This window comes from Streptomyces sp. YKOK-I1, assembly GCF_054660435.1.
The window spans coordinates 3,875,083-3,890,814 of sequence record NZ_BAAGDR010000001.1; the positions used below are offsets into that span (position 1 = coordinate 3,875,083).

Below are 15,732 nucleotides of genomic sequence, written 5' to 3' on the forward strand. Positions count from 1 at the left end.
TCGAATGTGGGGATACATGAGGAAGCTCGCCATAGGCACCGCCCTGACCGGTGCCCTGGCCCTGGGGGTTCTGGCCGCACCGGCCGCGCAGGCGGACTCGCCCGCGCTGACGTTCGCCGGTGTGAAGGTCAACAACGGCAAGAAGATCGTCGTGGGCACCACCGCCAAGGTGAAGGTGCCGGTCACGTACACGCTGACCCGCCCGGCCGACCTGACGATCGACTACACGAACAACTTCGCGGGCGTCCTGCTCTACCGCGGCACGCTCGCCGAGCAGGACAACTCGATCGAGCCGGACACCGCGCCGACCTGCACCACGACCGCCACCACCGACACCACGGTGACCGCGTCCTGCACCGAGACCCTGGTCATCGACCCGTGGGACAGCCTCTACGAGGCCGCCGACGCCGGCACCTGGAAGGCCGCGGGCTTCTACGGCCACGGCGCCACGGACCTCGACGACTCCGACGGCCACATCAGCTTCGAGTTCGGTTACGACATGTGGGCGAACACGGCGACCGCGAAGATCCAGCGCGCCGCGAAGCTCACCGTCAACGCCACGCCCGAGCCCGTCAAGAAGGGCCGGACGCTCACCGTCAAGGGCAAGCTGACCCGCGCGAACTGGGAGGAGGGCACCTACACCGGCTACCAGGGCCAGAAGGTGGCCCTCCAGTTCAAGGCCAAGGGCGCGAGCTCCTACAGCACCGTCAAGACGATCACCTCCGGCACCGGTGGCGCCCTGTCCACCACCGTGAAGGCGAGCAAGGACGGCTACTACCGCTTCACCTTCGCCGGCACGGCCACCACCGCGGCCAAGACGGCCGCCGGCGACTACGTCGACGTGAAGTGAGCACAGGCGTGAAGTAGTCACAGCAGCACCCCGCACCGCCCCCGAGGTAACGACTGCGTTGCCTCGGGGGCGGTTTCCGTTTTCCTGCCTTGACGCCCCCTTCGTGCCGGGCTTACCTTCCCTTCCACCGATAGGAAACTTTCCTAACAGTGACCGGAAGTGGACTTGTCTCCCGCGTCACTGAAAAGCTGGGCAGTCCAGAAAGGCAGGTGTCGATCCCCATGGCAGGAACCGCCGGTACGCCGGGCACCCCGCGCGTCCTGCGCGCCATGAACGACCGCGCCGCCCTCGATCTCCTCCTCGCGCACGGCCCCCTGTCCCGCACCCGCATCGGCAAGCTCACCGGCCTGTCCAAGCCGACCGCCTCCCAGCTGCTCGCCCGCCTGGAGGCGGCGGGCCTGGTCCTCGCCACCGGCACCACCGAGGGACGACCCGGCCCCAACGCCCAGCTCTACGAGGTCAACCCGGCCGCCGCCTACGCCGCCGGCCTGGACGTCACCCCCGAACGCGTCCTCGCCGCCGTCGCCGACGTCACCGGCCGGACCGTGGGCACGTACGAGGTGCCCACCCCCGGCAGAAGGACCGCCGGGACCGTCGTACGACAGGTCACCGAAGCCCTCGACGGCGCCGTGAAGGCCGCGGCGCTGACCCGGGACGACGTACGGCGGCTCGTCGTCGCCACCCCCGGCGCCTTCGACCCCACCACCGGCCGGCTGCGCTACGCCTCCCACCTCCCCGGCTGGCACGCGCCGACGCTGCTCGACGAACTCGCCGCAGCCCTGCCGATGCCGGTCGAGTACGAGAACGACGTCAACCTCGTCGCCGTCGCCGAACAACGCCTCGGCGCGGCCCGCGGACACGACGACTTCGTCCTCGTCTGGAACGAGGGCGGACTCGGCGCCGCCCTCGTCCTCGGCGGCCGGCTGCACCGCGGCTGGACCGGCGGCGCGGGGGAGGTGGGTTTCCTGCCGGTTCCGGGAGCACCCCTGGTCCGGCACGTCACCAAGGCCAACAGTGGCGGCTACCAGGAACTGGCCGGCTCCCAGGCCATCCCCCGGCTCGCCCGTGAACTCGGGATGACCGGCATCCCCGACGGCCCGTACGCCGAGGTCGCCGCCGCCCTCCTGCACCGCGCCGCGGCCGAGGACACCGTCCTGAACCGGCTGCTGCTCCAGAAGTACGCGACCCGGCTCGCGACCGGTCTCGCCTCGCTCGTCTCCGTCCTCGACCCCGAACTCGTCGTCCTCAGCGGCGCCTCCCTGACCGCCGGCGGCGAGGTGCTGCGCGCCCTCGTCCAGGCCGAACTGGAGGAACTGGCCGCGTCCCGGCCCCAGCTGGTCCTGGGCGACGTCACCGAACGGCCCGTGCTGCGCGGCGCGCTGGAGAGCGCGCTGGCGGCCACCCGCGACGAGGTCTTCGACACCTCGCGCTAGACACCCCGTCACACCGCACTTCCCTCACCCCTCTTCGCAGATCACCTCACCCTGCCCTGCCCCCGGGAGGTCCCGTCATGTCCGCACGCATCCCCTCAGTCGCCCGAAAGGCGGCTTTCGCCCTGACCGCCTCGACCGCGCTGCTCCTCGGCACCACCGCCTGTACCGGCCAGGCGTCGTCCTCCGGCGCGAGCGACGACGCGTCCAAGGAGCAGACCATCACCTTCTGGCACGCCTGGAGCGCGCCGAACGAGGTCAAGGCCGTGAAGGACCTGGTCGCCGGCTTCGAGAAGGCGCACCCCAACATCCATGTGAACGTCGTCGGCAACATGACCGACGACAAGATCAACCAGGCCCTGCGCGCGGGCGGCAGCAAGGCGCCCGACGTGATCTCGTCGTTCACCACCAGCAACGTCGGAAAGTTCTGCTCCTCCGGCGCCCTGGTCGACCTCAACCCGTTCTTCAAGAAGTCGGACATCGACCCGAACGCCACCTTCCCGAAGGCGATGAACGACTACACCCAGTACCAGCTCGACCGCTGCGCGGTGCCGCTGCTGGGTGACGCCTACGGCCTCTACTACAACAAGACCGCGTTCGAGAAGGCCGGCATCACCAGCCCGCCGAAGACCTGGTCCGAGTTCGAGGCCGACGCCAAGAAGCTGACGATCACCCAGGGCGACACGTACAAGCAGCTCGGCTTCATGCCGAACTACCACGGCTGGGAGACCACGACCGAGCACTACCTGGGCCAGTTCTCGCCGACCTACTTCGACAAGTCCGGCAAGTCGACGATCGCGACCGACCCGGCCGTCGCCGACGCCTTCACCCTCCAGAAGAAGCTCGTCGACGACCTCGGCGGCTTCAAGAAGCTGGAGAAGTTCCGCTCCGGCCTCGGTGACGAGTGGGGCCCCAAGCACCCCTTCCAGACCGGCCAGGTGGCCATGCAGCTGGACGGCGAGTGGCGCCTCGGCATGGCGCTCGCCGCCAAGCCGGACTTCGAGATCGGCGTGGCCCCGCTGCCCGTCCCCGACGACCAGGCGGACCAGTACGGCAAGGGCTACATCACGGGCACCATCGCCGGTATCGCCGCCACCAGCAAGAAGCAGAACGCGGCCTGGGAGTTCGTCAAGTACATCACCACCGACACCGACGCGGTGGTGGGCTTCTCCAACGCCATCCACAACGTGCCCTCGACGCTGGACGCGCTGAAGTCGCCGAAGCTGAAGTACGACCCGCGCTTCAAGACGTTCCTGGACATCGCCGCGAACCCGAACTCGACCACCTCCCCGGCCTCGGTCAACGGCGGCGTCTACCTCACCACCGTCCAGCAGCTCGGCTACGACTACGAGAGCGGCAAGCTCACCGACCTGTCGGCGGGCCTGAAGAAGGCCGCCGCGCAGATCGACACGGACATCGCGCAGGCGAAGTAGCGATGAGCGCCCTCACCCTGCGGGTGAAGCGCCGCCGGTCGGCGCTGCGCACCCTGGCCTTCCTCTCGCCCTGGCTGATCGGCTTCGCGGTCTTCTTCGCGTACCCGATGATCTCGACCGTCTACTTCTCGTTCATGCACTACGACGGCTTCAAGCCGCCGACCTGGAGCGGCACGAAGAACTGGACGTACGTCTTCGAGTCCTACCCGTTCTTCTGGCCCGCCCTGCGCAACACCCTCTGGCTGGTCGTGATCATGGTGACCCTGCGGGTCCTGTTCGGACTCGGCATCGGGATGCTGATCACGAAGATCAAGACGGGGACGGGGGTCTTCCGCACCCTCTTCTACCTGCCCTACCTGGCCCCGCCGGTGGCGGCCACCATGGCCTTCGCCTTCCTCCTCAACCCCGGTACGGGACCGGTCAACTCGATCCTGGAGAGGATCGGCATCCCGGCCCCGGGCTGGTTCAACGACCCGGACTGGTCCAAGCCGGCCCTCACCCTGATGTTCCTGTGGGGCGTCGGGGACCTGATGGTCATCTTCATGGCCGCCCTGCTCGACGTACCGAAGGAGCAGTACGAGGCGGCCGAACTGGACGGCGCGTCCGCCTGGCAGCGGTTCCGGTTCGTCACCCTTCCCAACATCTCGCCGATCATCATGTTCGCCGTCGTGACCGGTGTGATCGCGGCGATGCAGTGCTACACCCAGCCGCTGGTCGCCGGAAAGGTCGCCTCGGGAGTGATCCAGGGCGCGGGCACCATGTTCGAGCCCGGCTACCCCGAGCACTCCACGCTGACCCTCCCCCAGCTCGTCTACAACCTCGGCTTCCAGCGCTTCGACTACGGCTCGGCCTGTGTCGTGGCCCTGGTCCTGTTCGTCCTGTCGATGGCGTTCACCGCGCTGTTGATGCGGCGCCGGGGCGGTCTCATCCAGGCAGGTGACTGACATGACCCAGGTACTGGAACGGCCGGCTGAGCTGAAGAGTGCCGCCTCGCCCGCCGAGCGCACCGCGCGCCGCAAGGCGCTCCTGGAGTGGATCGCGATCCACTCCCTCGGCGTGGCCGCGGCCCTCTTCTTCACCCTCCCCTTCGTGTTCGTCCTCCTGACCTCCCTGATGAGCGACTCGCAGGCGCTCAGCCGGGACCTGATCCCGCACACCTGGGAATGGGCCAACTACCGGAAGGTCTTCGACACCCCCGGCTTCCTCACCTGGTGGAAGAACACCCTGATCTACGCGGGACTGGGCACCGTCCTGACGGTCGTCTCCTCGATCCCGGTGGCGTACGCGCTCGCCAAGTTCCGCTTCCGGGGCCGCAATCTGACGCTCATGCTGGTGATCTCGATGATGATGCTGCCGCCGCAGGTCGTCGTCATCCCGATGTACCTGTTCTGGGCCAAGCAGCTCGACCTCTCGGGCACCCTGTGGCCGATGATCATCCCGCTGGCGTTCGGCGACGCGTTCTCCATCTTCCTGCTGCGCCAGTTCCTGATGACGATCCCGAACGAATACCTGGACTCGGCGAAGGTCGACGGCTGCGGCGATCTGCGCACCCTGCTGCGGATCGTCCTGCCGATGGCGAAGCCCGGGATCGCCGCCGTCGCCCTCTTCCAGTTCTTCAACGCCTGGAACGACTACTTCGGCCCGCAGATCTACGCCTCGGAGAACCCGGGCGCATGGACCCTCTCCTACGGCCTGGAGTCCTTCAAGGGCGCGCACCACACCGACTGGAACCTCACCATGGCGGCCACCGTGCTGGTCATGGCCCCCGTGATCCTCGTGTTCTTCTTCGCCCAGAAGGCGTTCGTCGAAGGTGTCACCCTCACCGGAGTGAAGGGTTAACAAGGCATGAAACTCACCGTGGTAGGCGGCGGTTCGACCTACACCCCCGAGCTGATCGACGGCTTCGCCCGGCTGCGCGACACCCTGCCGCTGCAGGAGCTGGTCCTGGTCGACCCGGCCGCCGACCGCCTGGAACTCGTGGGCGGACTGGCGCGGCGGATCTTCGCCCGGCAGGGCCACCCCGGACGGATCGTCACCACCTCCGACCTGGACGCGGCCGTCGACGGCGCCGACGCCGTCCTGCTCCAGCTGCGCGTCGGCGGCCAGGCGGCCCGCGAACAGGACGAGACCTGGCCCCTGGAGTGCGGCTGCGTCGGCCAGGAGACCACCGGCGCCGGCGGCCTGGCCAAGGCGCTGCGCACGGTCCCGGTGGTCCTGGACATCGCCGAACGGGTCCGCCGCACCAACCCCGGCGCCTGGATCGTCGACTTCACCAACCCGGTCGGCATCGTCACCCGCGCCCTGCTGAAGGAGGGCCACAAGGCGGTCGGCCTGTGCAACGTGGCGATCGGGCTGCAACGCAAGTTCGCCGCCCTGCTCGACACGGCACCCGCCGACATCCACCTGGACCACGTAGGCCTCAACCACCTCACCTGGGAGACCGGCGTACGCCTGGGCGGCCCGGAGGGCGAGGACGTCCTGCCGGGTCTCCTGGCCGCCCACGGCGACACGATCGCCGGCGACCTGCGCCTGCCCCTCCCCCTGCTGCGCCTCCTCGGCGTGGTCCCGTCCTACTACCTGCGCTACTACTACGCCCACGACGAGGTCGTACGAGAGCTGCGCACGAAGCCGTCCAGGGCGGCCGAAGTGGCGGCGATGGAACGGCAGCTGCTGGAGATGTACGGCGACCCGGCCCTCGACGAGAAGCCGGAACTGCTCGCCCAACGCGGCGGCGCCTACTACTCCGAGGCGGCGGTGGACCTCGCGGCCGCGCTGCTCACCGGCGCCGGCAGCCCGTACCAGGTGGTCAACACCCTGAACGACGGCACGCTGCCCTTCCTGCCCGACGACGCGGTGATCGAGGTGCAGGCGGCCGTGGGCCAGAAGGGCCCCTCCCCGCTGCCCGTGGCCCCCGTGGACCCCCTGTACGCGGGTCTGATGGCGAACGTGACGGCGTACGAGGACCTGGCCCTGGACGCGGCCCTGCGCGGCGGCCGGGACCGCGTCTTCAAGGCCCTCCTCGCCCACCCCCTGATCGCCCAGCACGCGTACGCCGACGAGCTGACCGACCGACTGATCGCACACAACCGGGAGCATCTCGCGTGGGCCTGACCGCAAGCGTCCTCGCCATCGACGCGGGCAACAGCAAGACCGACGTGGCGGTGGTGGCCGCCGACGGGGAGGTGCTCGCCACCGCCCGCGGCGCCGGCTTCCGCCCGCCCGCCGTCGGGGTCACCGCGGCCGTGGACGCCCTCGCCGACACCGTCACGCGCGCGTACGCCTCCGCCGGCGTCACCTCGGTGACCCATGTCTCCGCCTGCCTGGCCAACGCCGACCTGCCGGTGGAGGAGGAGCAGCTGGCGGCGGCCCTGCACGCACGCGCGTGGGGCGCCACCGTGGACGTCCGCAACGACACCTTCGCCATCCTGCGGGCCGGTGTGCCCGACCCCCGGGGCGTGGCCGTGGTCTGCGGCGCCGGCATCAACTGCGTCGGCATGCGCCCCGACGGCCGCACCGCCCGCTTCCCGGCCCTGGGCCGGCTCTCCGGGGACTGGGGCGGCGGCTGGGGCCTGGCCGAGGAGGCGATCTGGCACGCGGCCCGCGCGGACGACGGCAGGGGCCCCGCCACCGCCCTGGCCCGCACCCTTCCCGCCCACTTCGACCGCCCCGACATGTACGCCCTCATCGAGGCCCTCCACCTGGAGCGCATCCCGGACCTGCGCCGCCACGAACTGACCCCGGTCCTCTTCGAGACGGCGGCCCGGGGCGACTCCGTGGCCCGCGGGATCGTCGACCGCCTCGCCGAGGAGGTCGTCGCGATGGCGACGGTCGCCCTGACCCGCCTGGACCTCCTGGAGGAGGAGACCCCGGTCCTCCTGGGCGGAGGCGTCCTGACGGCAGGTCACGACCAACTGGATGACGGCATACGGGAACGCCTGACGGCGCGTGCGCCGAAGGCGGTGGCGGAGGTGGTACGCGCGCGCCCGGTGCTGGGCGCGGCGCTACTGGGCTTGGACAGACTGGGAGCGAGGGTGAAGGCGCAGGCAAGGCTCCGGTCACATTTCGACAAGGGCTAGGCGCAACCCCCTCAGGGGCGCGGGGAACTGCGCGACCAGCCACGACGCACCCGCACCCCGGACACAACACCCACCCCCACGAAGGAACCGAACACCCGCCGAACGCGTATTCATGAACAGGGGTGACTGCGATCTGATCAAGATCGAGTGAAGGCCGGTGTGCAATGTCACTCCCGCCAGCGATACTTGCGGCGAGGCATGACCATGGGGGAGGTCAGAAACGTGGCAGAACCGGCAACAGCCGCTCCACCGACACGCCGTACGGCGTTCGCGGAGGGCGTGGACAAGGCCCGCGCCGCGGCGACGACGGAGCCGGGCCGGCTCCGGATCATCGGCGCCGTCCTCGCCCTCCTCGTGGTCGCGTTCGGCGCCGTCACCGCCTGGCAGACCGCCGACCGCGCCGCCGCGGCCGACGACGTGCTGCACAAGAGCCAGCCGCTGAGCGCGGCCGCGGCCGACATCTACCGTTCGCTGGCCGACGCCAACACCGCCGCCTCCAGCGGCTTCCTCGCGGGCGGCCAGGAGACGGCCACCTCCCGGAAGCAGTACGAGGAGGACATCGACAAGGCGGCCGCCGAGCTGGTGCGGGCCGCCAACAGCTCCGACCCGGACTCCCCCTCCGCCGACGCCATCACCAAGCTGAACACCCTGCTCCCGGAGTACAAGGGCCTGGTCGAGCGCGCGCGGACGTACAACCGTCAGGGCTTCCCGGTCGGCGGCGCCTATCTGCGCTACGCGAACCAGAAGATGCAGGACGAGATGCTCCCGGCGGCGCAGCGGCTCTACACCAAGGAGAACCAGCGCCTCGAGGACGACTACGCCGACGCCACCCCCTACCCGTGGGCGGCGATCGCGCTGGGCGTCCTGGCGCTGGCCGCCCTGGCGTGGGCGCAGCACCGCAACTACCGCCGTACGAACCGGGTCCTCAACCACGGCCTGGTCTCGGCCACCGCGGCCGCCACCGTCGTCCTGCTGTGGCTCGTCGTCGGGCACAGTGTGGCCCGCGCGGGGCTGAACGACTCCTACGACCACGGCGTCCGCTCGCTGAACGTGCTGCACGACGCTCGGATCGCGTCCCTGAAGGCGCGCGGCAACGAGAACCTCACGCTGGTGGCGCGCGGCGCCGAGACCGAGAAGATCGCGGTCGACGGCGGCGAACCCAAGACGGTCGACAAGTACGACAACGACTTCACCACCGAAATGAAGGACCTCGCCACCGGCCTCACGCAGGCGGCGAAGCTCGCCGACGACCAGGCGGGTGAGAAGCCGGTCACCTCGGCGGAGGGCAACATGGCGGTGTGGAAGCAGCGCCACCTCGCGGCCCGCGAGCAGGACGACTACGGCAACTACGAGCAGGCGCTGGCCCTGGTGATCGGTGACAAGGGCGCGACCGCCGAGTGCTTCGACAGCGTCGACAAGAACCTGGCGAAGGCGCTCGCGCACGAGCAGAAGGAGTTCCAGGTGGCGGCCGGGGACGGTCTGGACGCGATGACCGGTCTGACGGCCGGCGCGGCCGTCCTCGCGGTGCTGGGTGCGGCGGGCGCGGTCCTCGGCATCGGCCGCAGGCTGTCGGAGTACCGGTGAGAGGGGGCATGGCGATGCGCGCACGACGTGTGCGGGACGGTCTGAAGGGCTGGGGTGGTGTGGGGGCGATGGCGTCCGTCTGCGCCCTCGCGCTGACCGGTGTGCTGCTGCTGCCGCTGACCACCGGCCACCGGGGCGACGGCTCGACGGGCCTGGCGGGCCCGCGGATCGCCGCGGGGAGCCCGGCGGCGGACGCCAAGTGCCAGGACCCGGAGAAGCAGACCCTGCCGCCGTCGAGCGCGGACGGCCCGACGATCGACGCGATCAAGGCCCGCAAGGGCGAGAAGCGCAAACTGATCGTCGGCGTCGACCAGAACAGCTACCGCTGGGGCTACCGCGACCCGAACAACGCGGGCGCGGAGCTGGAGGGTTTCGACATCGACCTGGTGCACCGGATCGCCGAGGACATCCTCGGCGACCCGAAGGCGGTCCAGTTCAAGGCCATCCCGACCAACCAGCGCATCCCCGCCCTCCAGGACAAACAGGTCGACATGGTCGTCCGCACCATGACGATCAACTGCGACCGCATCGAGCAGGTCGCGTTCTCCGCGCCCTACTTCAAGACCGGGCAGCAGGTCCTCGCCCCCAGGTCCTCCACGATCAAGGGGTACGACGGCACCCTGGCCGGCAAGAAGATCTGCTCGGCGGCCAGTTCGACGGCCCTCCAGCGACTCACCGCGGACAAGGCGTCGGGCCGCATACCCAAGAGTGTGAATCTCGGCACGGTCGTCCCCAGCCAGCTGGACTGCCTGGTGCGGCTCCAGCTCGGCGAGGTCGACGCGGTCGTCACCGACGGCGCGCTCGCGGCGAGCCAGGCCGCCCAGGACCCGACGGTGCAGCTCAAGGGCGAACCGTTCACGACCGAGTACTACGGCGTGGCCATGAACCTGGAGGCGAACGACCTGGTCAGCCGGGTCAACCAGATCCTCGTGAAGTACCGGGCGAACGGCTGGCAGGCGTCGTACGACAAGTGGCTGTCGGCGACACTGGACAGTGACGCGGCGCTGTCGGAGCCGCCCCCTCCCGTGTATCTGCGCAAGAGCTGACGGACCGACAGGCGGGGTACGTACCTGAGCAACTACCTACACAGCAGTGGAGAGGTGATCGATGGGCGTCACGGGAGCCCCCGGGCCGGTGATGGACCGGGACGAGGTCGACCGTGCGCTGGCGCGGCTCGGCGCGGAACACGAGGCGATCGAGACCTCGCTCCTCGCCCTGCAGGACCACGCGGGCCGACGGCTCCTGGAGGGCGCCCGGCTGACCGGGGTCACCGAGCGGCGCTGGGGGGCCGCGGAGGCACAGATCACCCTGCTGTGGGCGTACTTCGACGCGTACACGGACGCGTTGCGCTCCGCGCGGGAGATCCGCTCGCGCCGCCGCTGGGCCAGCCGTGAGGACCTGGTGGAGCTGACGGAACTGCTGCGCGGCGAGTCCGTCACGGTCGCCGGCTCGGCCACGGCCACGGCGAACGCGCCGACGCTGATCGGCACCGGCAAGCTCAGCCAGAGCTTCTCCCTGGCCGCCCTGGTCGACACGATGAACGAGCTGTACGCCTCGTCGCTGGACATGGTGGTCGCCGCCGACGCGGTGTGGTCGGCGCTGCCCGCGCGGATCGATTTACTGGCCGCGGAGCTCCAGCGCACCCGGCAGCTCGCGCACTCGGTGGGCGTGCGCCCGGGCGAGCATCCGGCGGGCGACGACCTGGAGCGCATCACGGGCACGCTGACGCGGCTGCGCGAGGAGGTGGTGTCGGACCCGCTGGCGTACTGGGTGCCGACGCAGGGCAGTTCGGCGCCCGGCGGCGGCCGTCCGGACACCACGGTGTACGACCGTGAGGCGCGCGCCCTGGAGGACGTACGGCGGGAGATCGACGCCGTGCTGACGGTCCGCCAGGACGCCGAGCAGCGGCTGGTCCGGCTGCGGGACGTGCTCAGCCGGGCCGACCGCACCCTCGCCGAGGCGCGCACCGCGCGCGGGGAGGTCCTCGCCAAGATCGCGGCGACGGAGGTGCCGGTGGTCAGCGGCCCGCCGACCGTGCTCCAGGAGCAGCTCGCGACGGCCGCCGAGTACCGGCGGCACGCGCAGTGGCACCGGCTGTCCCCGCTCCTGGAGTCGCTGGAGCAGAAGGCGGAGGACGAGCTGCTGCGCGCCCGCGAGTCGCTCACGGCGGTCACCGCGCCGCTGGCGGTGCGCGCGGAGCTGCGCGGCCGGCTCGACGCGTACAAGGCGAAGGTGGCCCGGCACGGTCTCGCCGAGGACCCGTTCCTCATCGAGCGCTACGACGCGGCGCGCCGCATGCTGTGGAGCGCGCCCTGCGATCTGCGCGTCGCCGAACAGGCCGTCCTGCGCTACCAGCGGGCGGCCGCCGAACTGCTGTCCGCCCCGCGCGTACCGGAGCAGGGCGGGCCTCAGGACCACAGGGGGGAGCGGTAGCCATGAGTCAGGCGGGGCAGGCGTGTCAGCGGCCGGGCTGCGAGGGGTTGTACGAGGACATGGGCGGCGGCGAGCTGTACTGCGACACGTGCGGGCTCGCCCCGGTCGTGTCGGCGGGGGGCCTGGACGGCTCGCCCGGCAGCGGCGGCGGCCGCGGCAGTTCCAGCACCCCGGCCAGTTCCCGCAGCGCGCGCAGTGCGCGGACGTCGTCGGAGTCGGCGAAGTCGCGCCGCTCGGTGTCGGGGCGGCTCTCGCGCTCCCTGTCGGGCAAGGCGACGGGCCGCTCGGTGTCGGTGCGCAGCTCCGGCTCGTCGGCCGGCTCCTCCGGGCGGGCGCGGCTCGGGGTCGGTCTGGTGACGGTGCCGCAGGTGCCGCGTCCGGACCCGCGCGCGATGGTGCTGGACGACCCGGAGGTGCCCGAGCGCAAGCGGTTCTGCTCGCGCTCCGACTGCGGTGCGCCGGTGGGCCGTTCGCGCGGTGACCTGGCGGGGCGCACGGAGGGCTTCTGCACCAAGTGCGGCAACCCATACTCGTTCGTCCCGAAGCTGCGGGGCGGGGACGTCGTGCACGGCCAGTACGAGGTCGCGGGCTGTCTGGCGCACGGCGGTCTGGGCTGGATCTACCTCGCGGTGGACCGGGCGGTCGCGGACCGCTGGGTGGTGCTGAAGGGCCTGCTGGACACGGGCGACCAGGACGCGATGGCCGCCGCGATCTCCGAGCGGCGCTTCCTCGCCGAGATCGAGCACGCCAACATCGTGCGGATCTACAACTTCGTCGAGCACCTCGACCAGCGGACCGGCTCGCTCGACGGCTACATCGTCATGGAGTACGTCGGCGGCAAGTCGCTGAAGGAGATCGCCAACGACCGCCGCACCGCCGACGCCAAGCGGGACCCGCTGCCGGTGGAGCAGGCGTGCGCGTACGGCATCGAGGCCCTGGAGGCGCTCGGGCATCTGCACAGCCGCAACCTGCTGTACTGCGACTTCAAGGTCGACAACGCGATCCAGACCGAGGACCAGCTCAAGCTGATCGACATGGGCGCGGTGCGCAGGATGGACGACGAGGAGTCGGCCATCTACGGCACGGTCGGCTACCAGGCGCCGGAGGTGGCGGACGTCGGCCCGTCGGTGGCCAGCGACCTCTACACCGTGGGCCGCACGCTGGCCGTCCTGACCTTCGACTTCCAGGGTTACACGACGGTCTTCGCCGACTCGCTGCCCGACCCGGACACCATCGAGGTCTTCCGCCGGTACGAGTCCTTCTACCGGCTGCTGGTGCGCGCCACCGATCCCGATCCGGCCCGCCGGTTCGCGTCCGCGCAGGAGATGGCCGAGCAGCTGACGGGGGTGCTGCGGGAGGTCGTCTCGGTGCAGAGCGGCAAGGCCCGGCCGGCCCTGTCGACGCTGTTCGGGCCCGAGGTGAGGGTCACGGACAGCGAGCTGTTCCCCAAGCTGGACGGGGAGGTGTCCCGGCTCGGCACACGGGTCGTCACCTCGCCGCGGCCGTGGGGCGGTTCGGCGTCCGCCGGATCGGCGTCCGGCGCCCCGGCCCTGGCTGCCGCGTCGGCCTCCGGCGCTCCGGCACGGGGGGTCTCCGGCGCCGGTGGTCCCGCCCCGGCCCGGCCCGCCGCCTCCGGGGGCTCCGGGGGCTCCGGGGGCTCCGGCGCCCTGGTGACGACCGTCGCCGCGCCCGCCGCCGGGCTCGCGCTGCCCGTGCCGCATGTGGACCCGGCCGACCCCAACGCGGGCTTCCTGGCGGGCCTTTCGGCGTCCGCGCCGGGCGAGCTGATCACGGCCCTCACGGCCGCGCCGGCCCCGTCCGTGGAGACCCGGCTGCGGCAGGTCCGCGCCTGGCTGGAGAACGGCGACCACCAGGCGGCCCTGCAGTCCCTGTCCACGCTGGAGGGCGAACGGCCCGACGACTGGCGGGTGGTCTGGTACCGGGGCGTGGCCTCGCTGGCCACCGGCGACCACGAGGGCGCCGCGCTCGCCTTCGACGCCCTCTACGACGCGTTCCCGGGCGAGCCCGCGCCCAAGCTGGCGCTCGGTCTGTGCGCCGAGGTGCTGGGCCAGTTGGACAACGCGGCCGAGTACTACCGGCTCGTGTGGTCGACCGACCCGAGCTATGTGAGCGCGGCGTTCGGCCTCGCGCGCGTGCAGCTCGCGGCCGGGGACCGCCGTAGTGCCGTACGGACGCTGGAGTCGGTGCCGGAGTCGTCCATCCACTACACGGCGGCCCGGGTCGCCGCGGTGCGGGCCCGCCTCAGACAGCGGACGGCGGTCGCCGCCGACGTACCCTTCCAGGAGGATCTCACCGCGGCGGCGGCGCAGGTCGAGGCGCTGGAGGCGTACGGCCTCGACCCCACGCGGCGGGAGCAGTTGTCCGCGGAAGTCCTCGGCTGCGCGCTGGACTGGATACTCTCCGGGGGCCAGGGCTCCGGCCCGGACGCCCGGCGGCCGCTGCTCGGCGCGCAACTCGACGAGCGGGGGCTGCGCTTCGGCCTGGAGCGCTCGTACCGCACGCTGGCCCGGCTGGCGACGCGCGGTGAGGAGAGGATCGACCTGGTGGAACGTGCCAATCGTTACCGCCCCCGGACGTGGGTGTAGTTGATGTCCCAGATGCCCCGGCAGGCCGCCCTGCCGACGTGTCCGAGCTGCGCGGAGCCGCTCGACGCGGGTGACCGTTACTGCGGCGCGTGCGGATTCGACCTGTCGGTCGTTCCGCGCCGCCCGGACGACCACCCGACCCTCGCGATGCACGGCACGGCCGCCCCGGCGGCTCCGGCCGCGCCGGCCGCCCCGGAGGCCCTCGCGGCGTGGGCCATGCCCGCGGCGGCACCCCACGTCGGCGCCCCGACTCCCGTACGGACAGCGGGAGTCGACGCGGAGGCGCCCGCGGCGCCGCCCACCGGCGGCGTGCGGTTCGACCGGCCCGCCGAGCCCGAGGAGTATCCGTTGCAGGCACCGGACCCACGGGCCGCCGCCGAGGCCGGCGCGGTCAAGGTGTGCGTGGCCTGCCGGGCCGGGCGGGTCGACGACGACGGGTACTGCGAGAACTGCGGACACGCCCAGCCGCGGGAACGCGACCACATGGAACTGGAGTCGGGCCCGGTGGCCGCCGTCAGCGACCGCGGGCTGCGCCACCACCGCAACGAGGACTCCTTCAGCCTCGGCCGCGCCACGCTGCCCGACGGCTCCCCGGCACTCGTCGCGATCGTCTGCGACGGCGTCTCCTCGGCCACCCGCCCCGACGACGCCTCGATGGCCGCGGCCCGGGCGGCGGGCGACGCGCTGCTGGCGGCCCTGCCGCAGGGCGCCCATCCGCAGGCGGCGATGCACGAGGCGATCGTCGCCGCCGCGAACGCGGTCAACGCGCTGGCCGGCGAGCCCGCCACCGCCCGCGAGCACGCCCCGCACCAGAACTCCCCCGCCTGCACCCTGGTCGGCACGGTCGTCACCGCGGGACTGCTGGTCGTCGGCTGGGTCGGCGACAGCCGCGCCTACTGGGTGCCGGCCGACCGCGCCACGCCCCCGGCCCGGCTCACCGAGGACGACTCCTGGGCCGCACAGATGGTCGCCGCGGGCCTGATGAGCGAGGCGGAGGCGTACGCCGACGAGCGCGCCCACGCGATCACCGGCTGGCTCGGCGCCGACGCCTATGAACTGGAGCCGCACACCGCGTCCTTCAAGCCGGACCGTCCCGGTGTGGTGGTGGTGTGCACCGACGGTCTGTGGAACTACGCGGAGGCGGCCGAGGAGATGGCCGAGGTCGTCCCGCTAGACGCCGCCGTACGACCGCTGCACTGCGCCCAGGTCCTCGTCGGCCACGCCCTGGACGGCGGGGGCCACGACAACGTAACAGTGGCCGTCGTACCGTTCCCCGCACCGCCTCAGGGGGCAGGAATCGCCTGAGGGCGCAAACGGGGA

12 protein-coding genes are annotated in these 15,732 nt (G+C 71.6%); all 12 read left to right on the forward strand.

All coding sequences use genetic code 11. The annotated features are described in order from the left end of the window. Positions 1 to 16: 16 nt before the first annotated feature. The 12 genes from ACYQ8Q_RS16795 to ACYQ8Q_RS16850 all read left to right on the forward strand — a co-directional run bounded on the left by ACYQ8Q_RS16795 (position 17) and on the right by ACYQ8Q_RS16850 (position 15,717). Complete coding sequence (locus ACYQ8Q_RS16795; RefSeq protein WP_460065743.1) at positions 17 to 850, forward strand: hypothetical protein; 834 nt, start codon at positions 17 to 19, stop codon at positions 848 to 850. Positions 851 to 1,071: 221 nt separating this feature from the next. After that, entirely contained in the window at positions 1,072 to 2,283 is a 1,212-nt protein-coding gene (locus tag ACYQ8Q_RS16800) for an ROK family transcriptional regulator (RefSeq protein WP_460065744.1), read from the forward strand. Between the two features lie 77 nt (positions 2,284 to 2,360). Continuing rightward, positions 2,361 to 3,713, forward strand: coding sequence for an ABC transporter substrate-binding protein (locus ACYQ8Q_RS16805; protein ID WP_460065746.1), 1,353 nt, complete (start codon positions 2,361 to 2,363; stop codon positions 3,711 to 3,713). A 2-nt stretch (positions 3,714 to 3,715) separates the two neighbouring features. Beyond that, positions 3,716 to 4,657 (forward strand): carbohydrate ABC transporter permease, encoded by a 942-nt coding sequence (locus ACYQ8Q_RS16810; RefSeq protein ID WP_460065747.1) that lies wholly within the window; start codon positions 3,716 to 3,718, stop codon positions 4,655 to 4,657. Between the two features lies 1 nt (position 4,658). Continuing rightward, the gene (locus tag ACYQ8Q_RS16815) at positions 4,659 to 5,552 is read left to right on the forward strand and encodes a carbohydrate ABC transporter permease (RefSeq protein WP_460065748.1); all 894 of its coding nucleotides are present in this window, start codon (positions 4,659 to 4,661) and stop codon (positions 5,550 to 5,552) included. Positions 5,553 to 5,558: 6 nt separating this feature from the next. Next, a complete protein-coding gene (locus tag ACYQ8Q_RS16820) occupies positions 5,559 to 6,824 on the forward strand; it encodes a 6-phospho-beta-glucosidase (RefSeq protein ID WP_460065749.1) in 1,266 nt (421 codons plus the stop codon). Further along, positions 6,815 to 7,789 (forward strand): N-acetylglucosamine kinase, encoded by a 975-nt coding sequence (locus ACYQ8Q_RS16825; RefSeq protein WP_460065750.1) that lies wholly within the window; start codon positions 6,815 to 6,817, stop codon positions 7,787 to 7,789. Before ACYQ8Q_RS16820 ends, ACYQ8Q_RS16825 begins: the two co-directional genes overlap by 10 nt. A 222-nt stretch (positions 7,790 to 8,011) precedes the next feature. Continuing rightward, a complete protein-coding gene (locus tag ACYQ8Q_RS16830; RefSeq protein WP_460065752.1) occupies positions 8,012 to 9,373 on the forward strand; it encodes a hypothetical protein in 1,362 nt (453 codons plus the stop codon). 14 nt (positions 9,374 to 9,387) lie between these two features. Continuing rightward, complete coding sequence (locus ACYQ8Q_RS16835; protein WP_460065753.1) at positions 9,388 to 10,419, forward strand: glutamate ABC transporter substrate-binding protein; 1,032 nt, start codon at positions 9,388 to 9,390, stop codon at positions 10,417 to 10,419. 61 nt (positions 10,420 to 10,480) lie between these two features. Beyond that, positions 10,481 to 11,806 carry a hypothetical protein gene (locus ACYQ8Q_RS16840; protein ID WP_460065755.1) on the forward strand — a complete coding sequence of 442 codons (1,326 nt, stop codon included), beginning with the start codon at positions 10,481 to 10,483 and terminating at the stop codon, positions 11,804 to 11,806. Positions 11,807 to 11,808: 2 nt separating this feature from the next. After that, positions 11,809 to 14,412, forward strand: coding sequence for a serine/threonine-protein kinase (locus ACYQ8Q_RS16845; RefSeq protein ID WP_460065757.1), 2,604 nt, complete (start codon positions 11,809 to 11,811; stop codon positions 14,410 to 14,412). Next, positions 14,413 to 15,717, forward strand: coding sequence for a PP2C family protein-serine/threonine phosphatase (locus ACYQ8Q_RS16850; protein WP_460065758.1), 1,305 nt, complete (start codon positions 14,413 to 14,415; stop codon positions 15,715 to 15,717). Positions 15,718 to 15,732: the final 15 nt, after the last annotated feature.

Excerpts from the sequence above, each read along its gene's own strand:
- ACYQ8Q_RS16800 (WP_460065744.1), top strand. The coding sequence starts at position 1,072 with ATGGCAGGAACCGCCGGTACGCCGGGCACCCCGCGCGTCCTGCGCGCC.
- ACYQ8Q_RS16810 (WP_460065747.1), top strand. The coding sequence starts at position 3,716 with ATGAGCGCCCTCACCCTGCGGGTGAAGCGCCGCCGGTCGGCGCTGCGC.
- ACYQ8Q_RS16840 (WP_460065755.1), top strand. The coding sequence starts at position 10,481 with ATGGGCGTCACGGGAGCCCCCGGGCCGGTGATGGACCGGGACGAGGTC.
- ACYQ8Q_RS16795 (WP_460065743.1), top strand. The coding sequence starts at position 17 with ATGAGGAAGCTCGCCATAGGCACCGCCCTGACCGGTGCCCTGGCCCTG.
- ACYQ8Q_RS16805 (WP_460065746.1), top strand. The coding sequence starts at position 2,361 with ATGTCCGCACGCATCCCCTCAGTCGCCCGAAAGGCGGCTTTCGCCCTG.
- ACYQ8Q_RS16835 (WP_460065753.1), top strand. The coding sequence starts at position 9,388 with ATGCGCGCACGACGTGTGCGGGACGGTCTGAAGGGCTGGGGTGGTGTG.
- ACYQ8Q_RS16815 (WP_460065748.1), top strand. The coding sequence starts at position 4,659 with ATGACCCAGGTACTGGAACGGCCGGCTGAGCTGAAGAGTGCCGCCTCG.
- ACYQ8Q_RS16845 (WP_460065757.1), top strand. The coding sequence starts at position 11,809 with ATGAGTCAGGCGGGGCAGGCGTGTCAGCGGCCGGGCTGCGAGGGGTTG.
- ACYQ8Q_RS16820 (WP_460065749.1), top strand. The coding sequence starts at position 5,559 with ATGAAACTCACCGTGGTAGGCGGCGGTTCGACCTACACCCCCGAGCTG.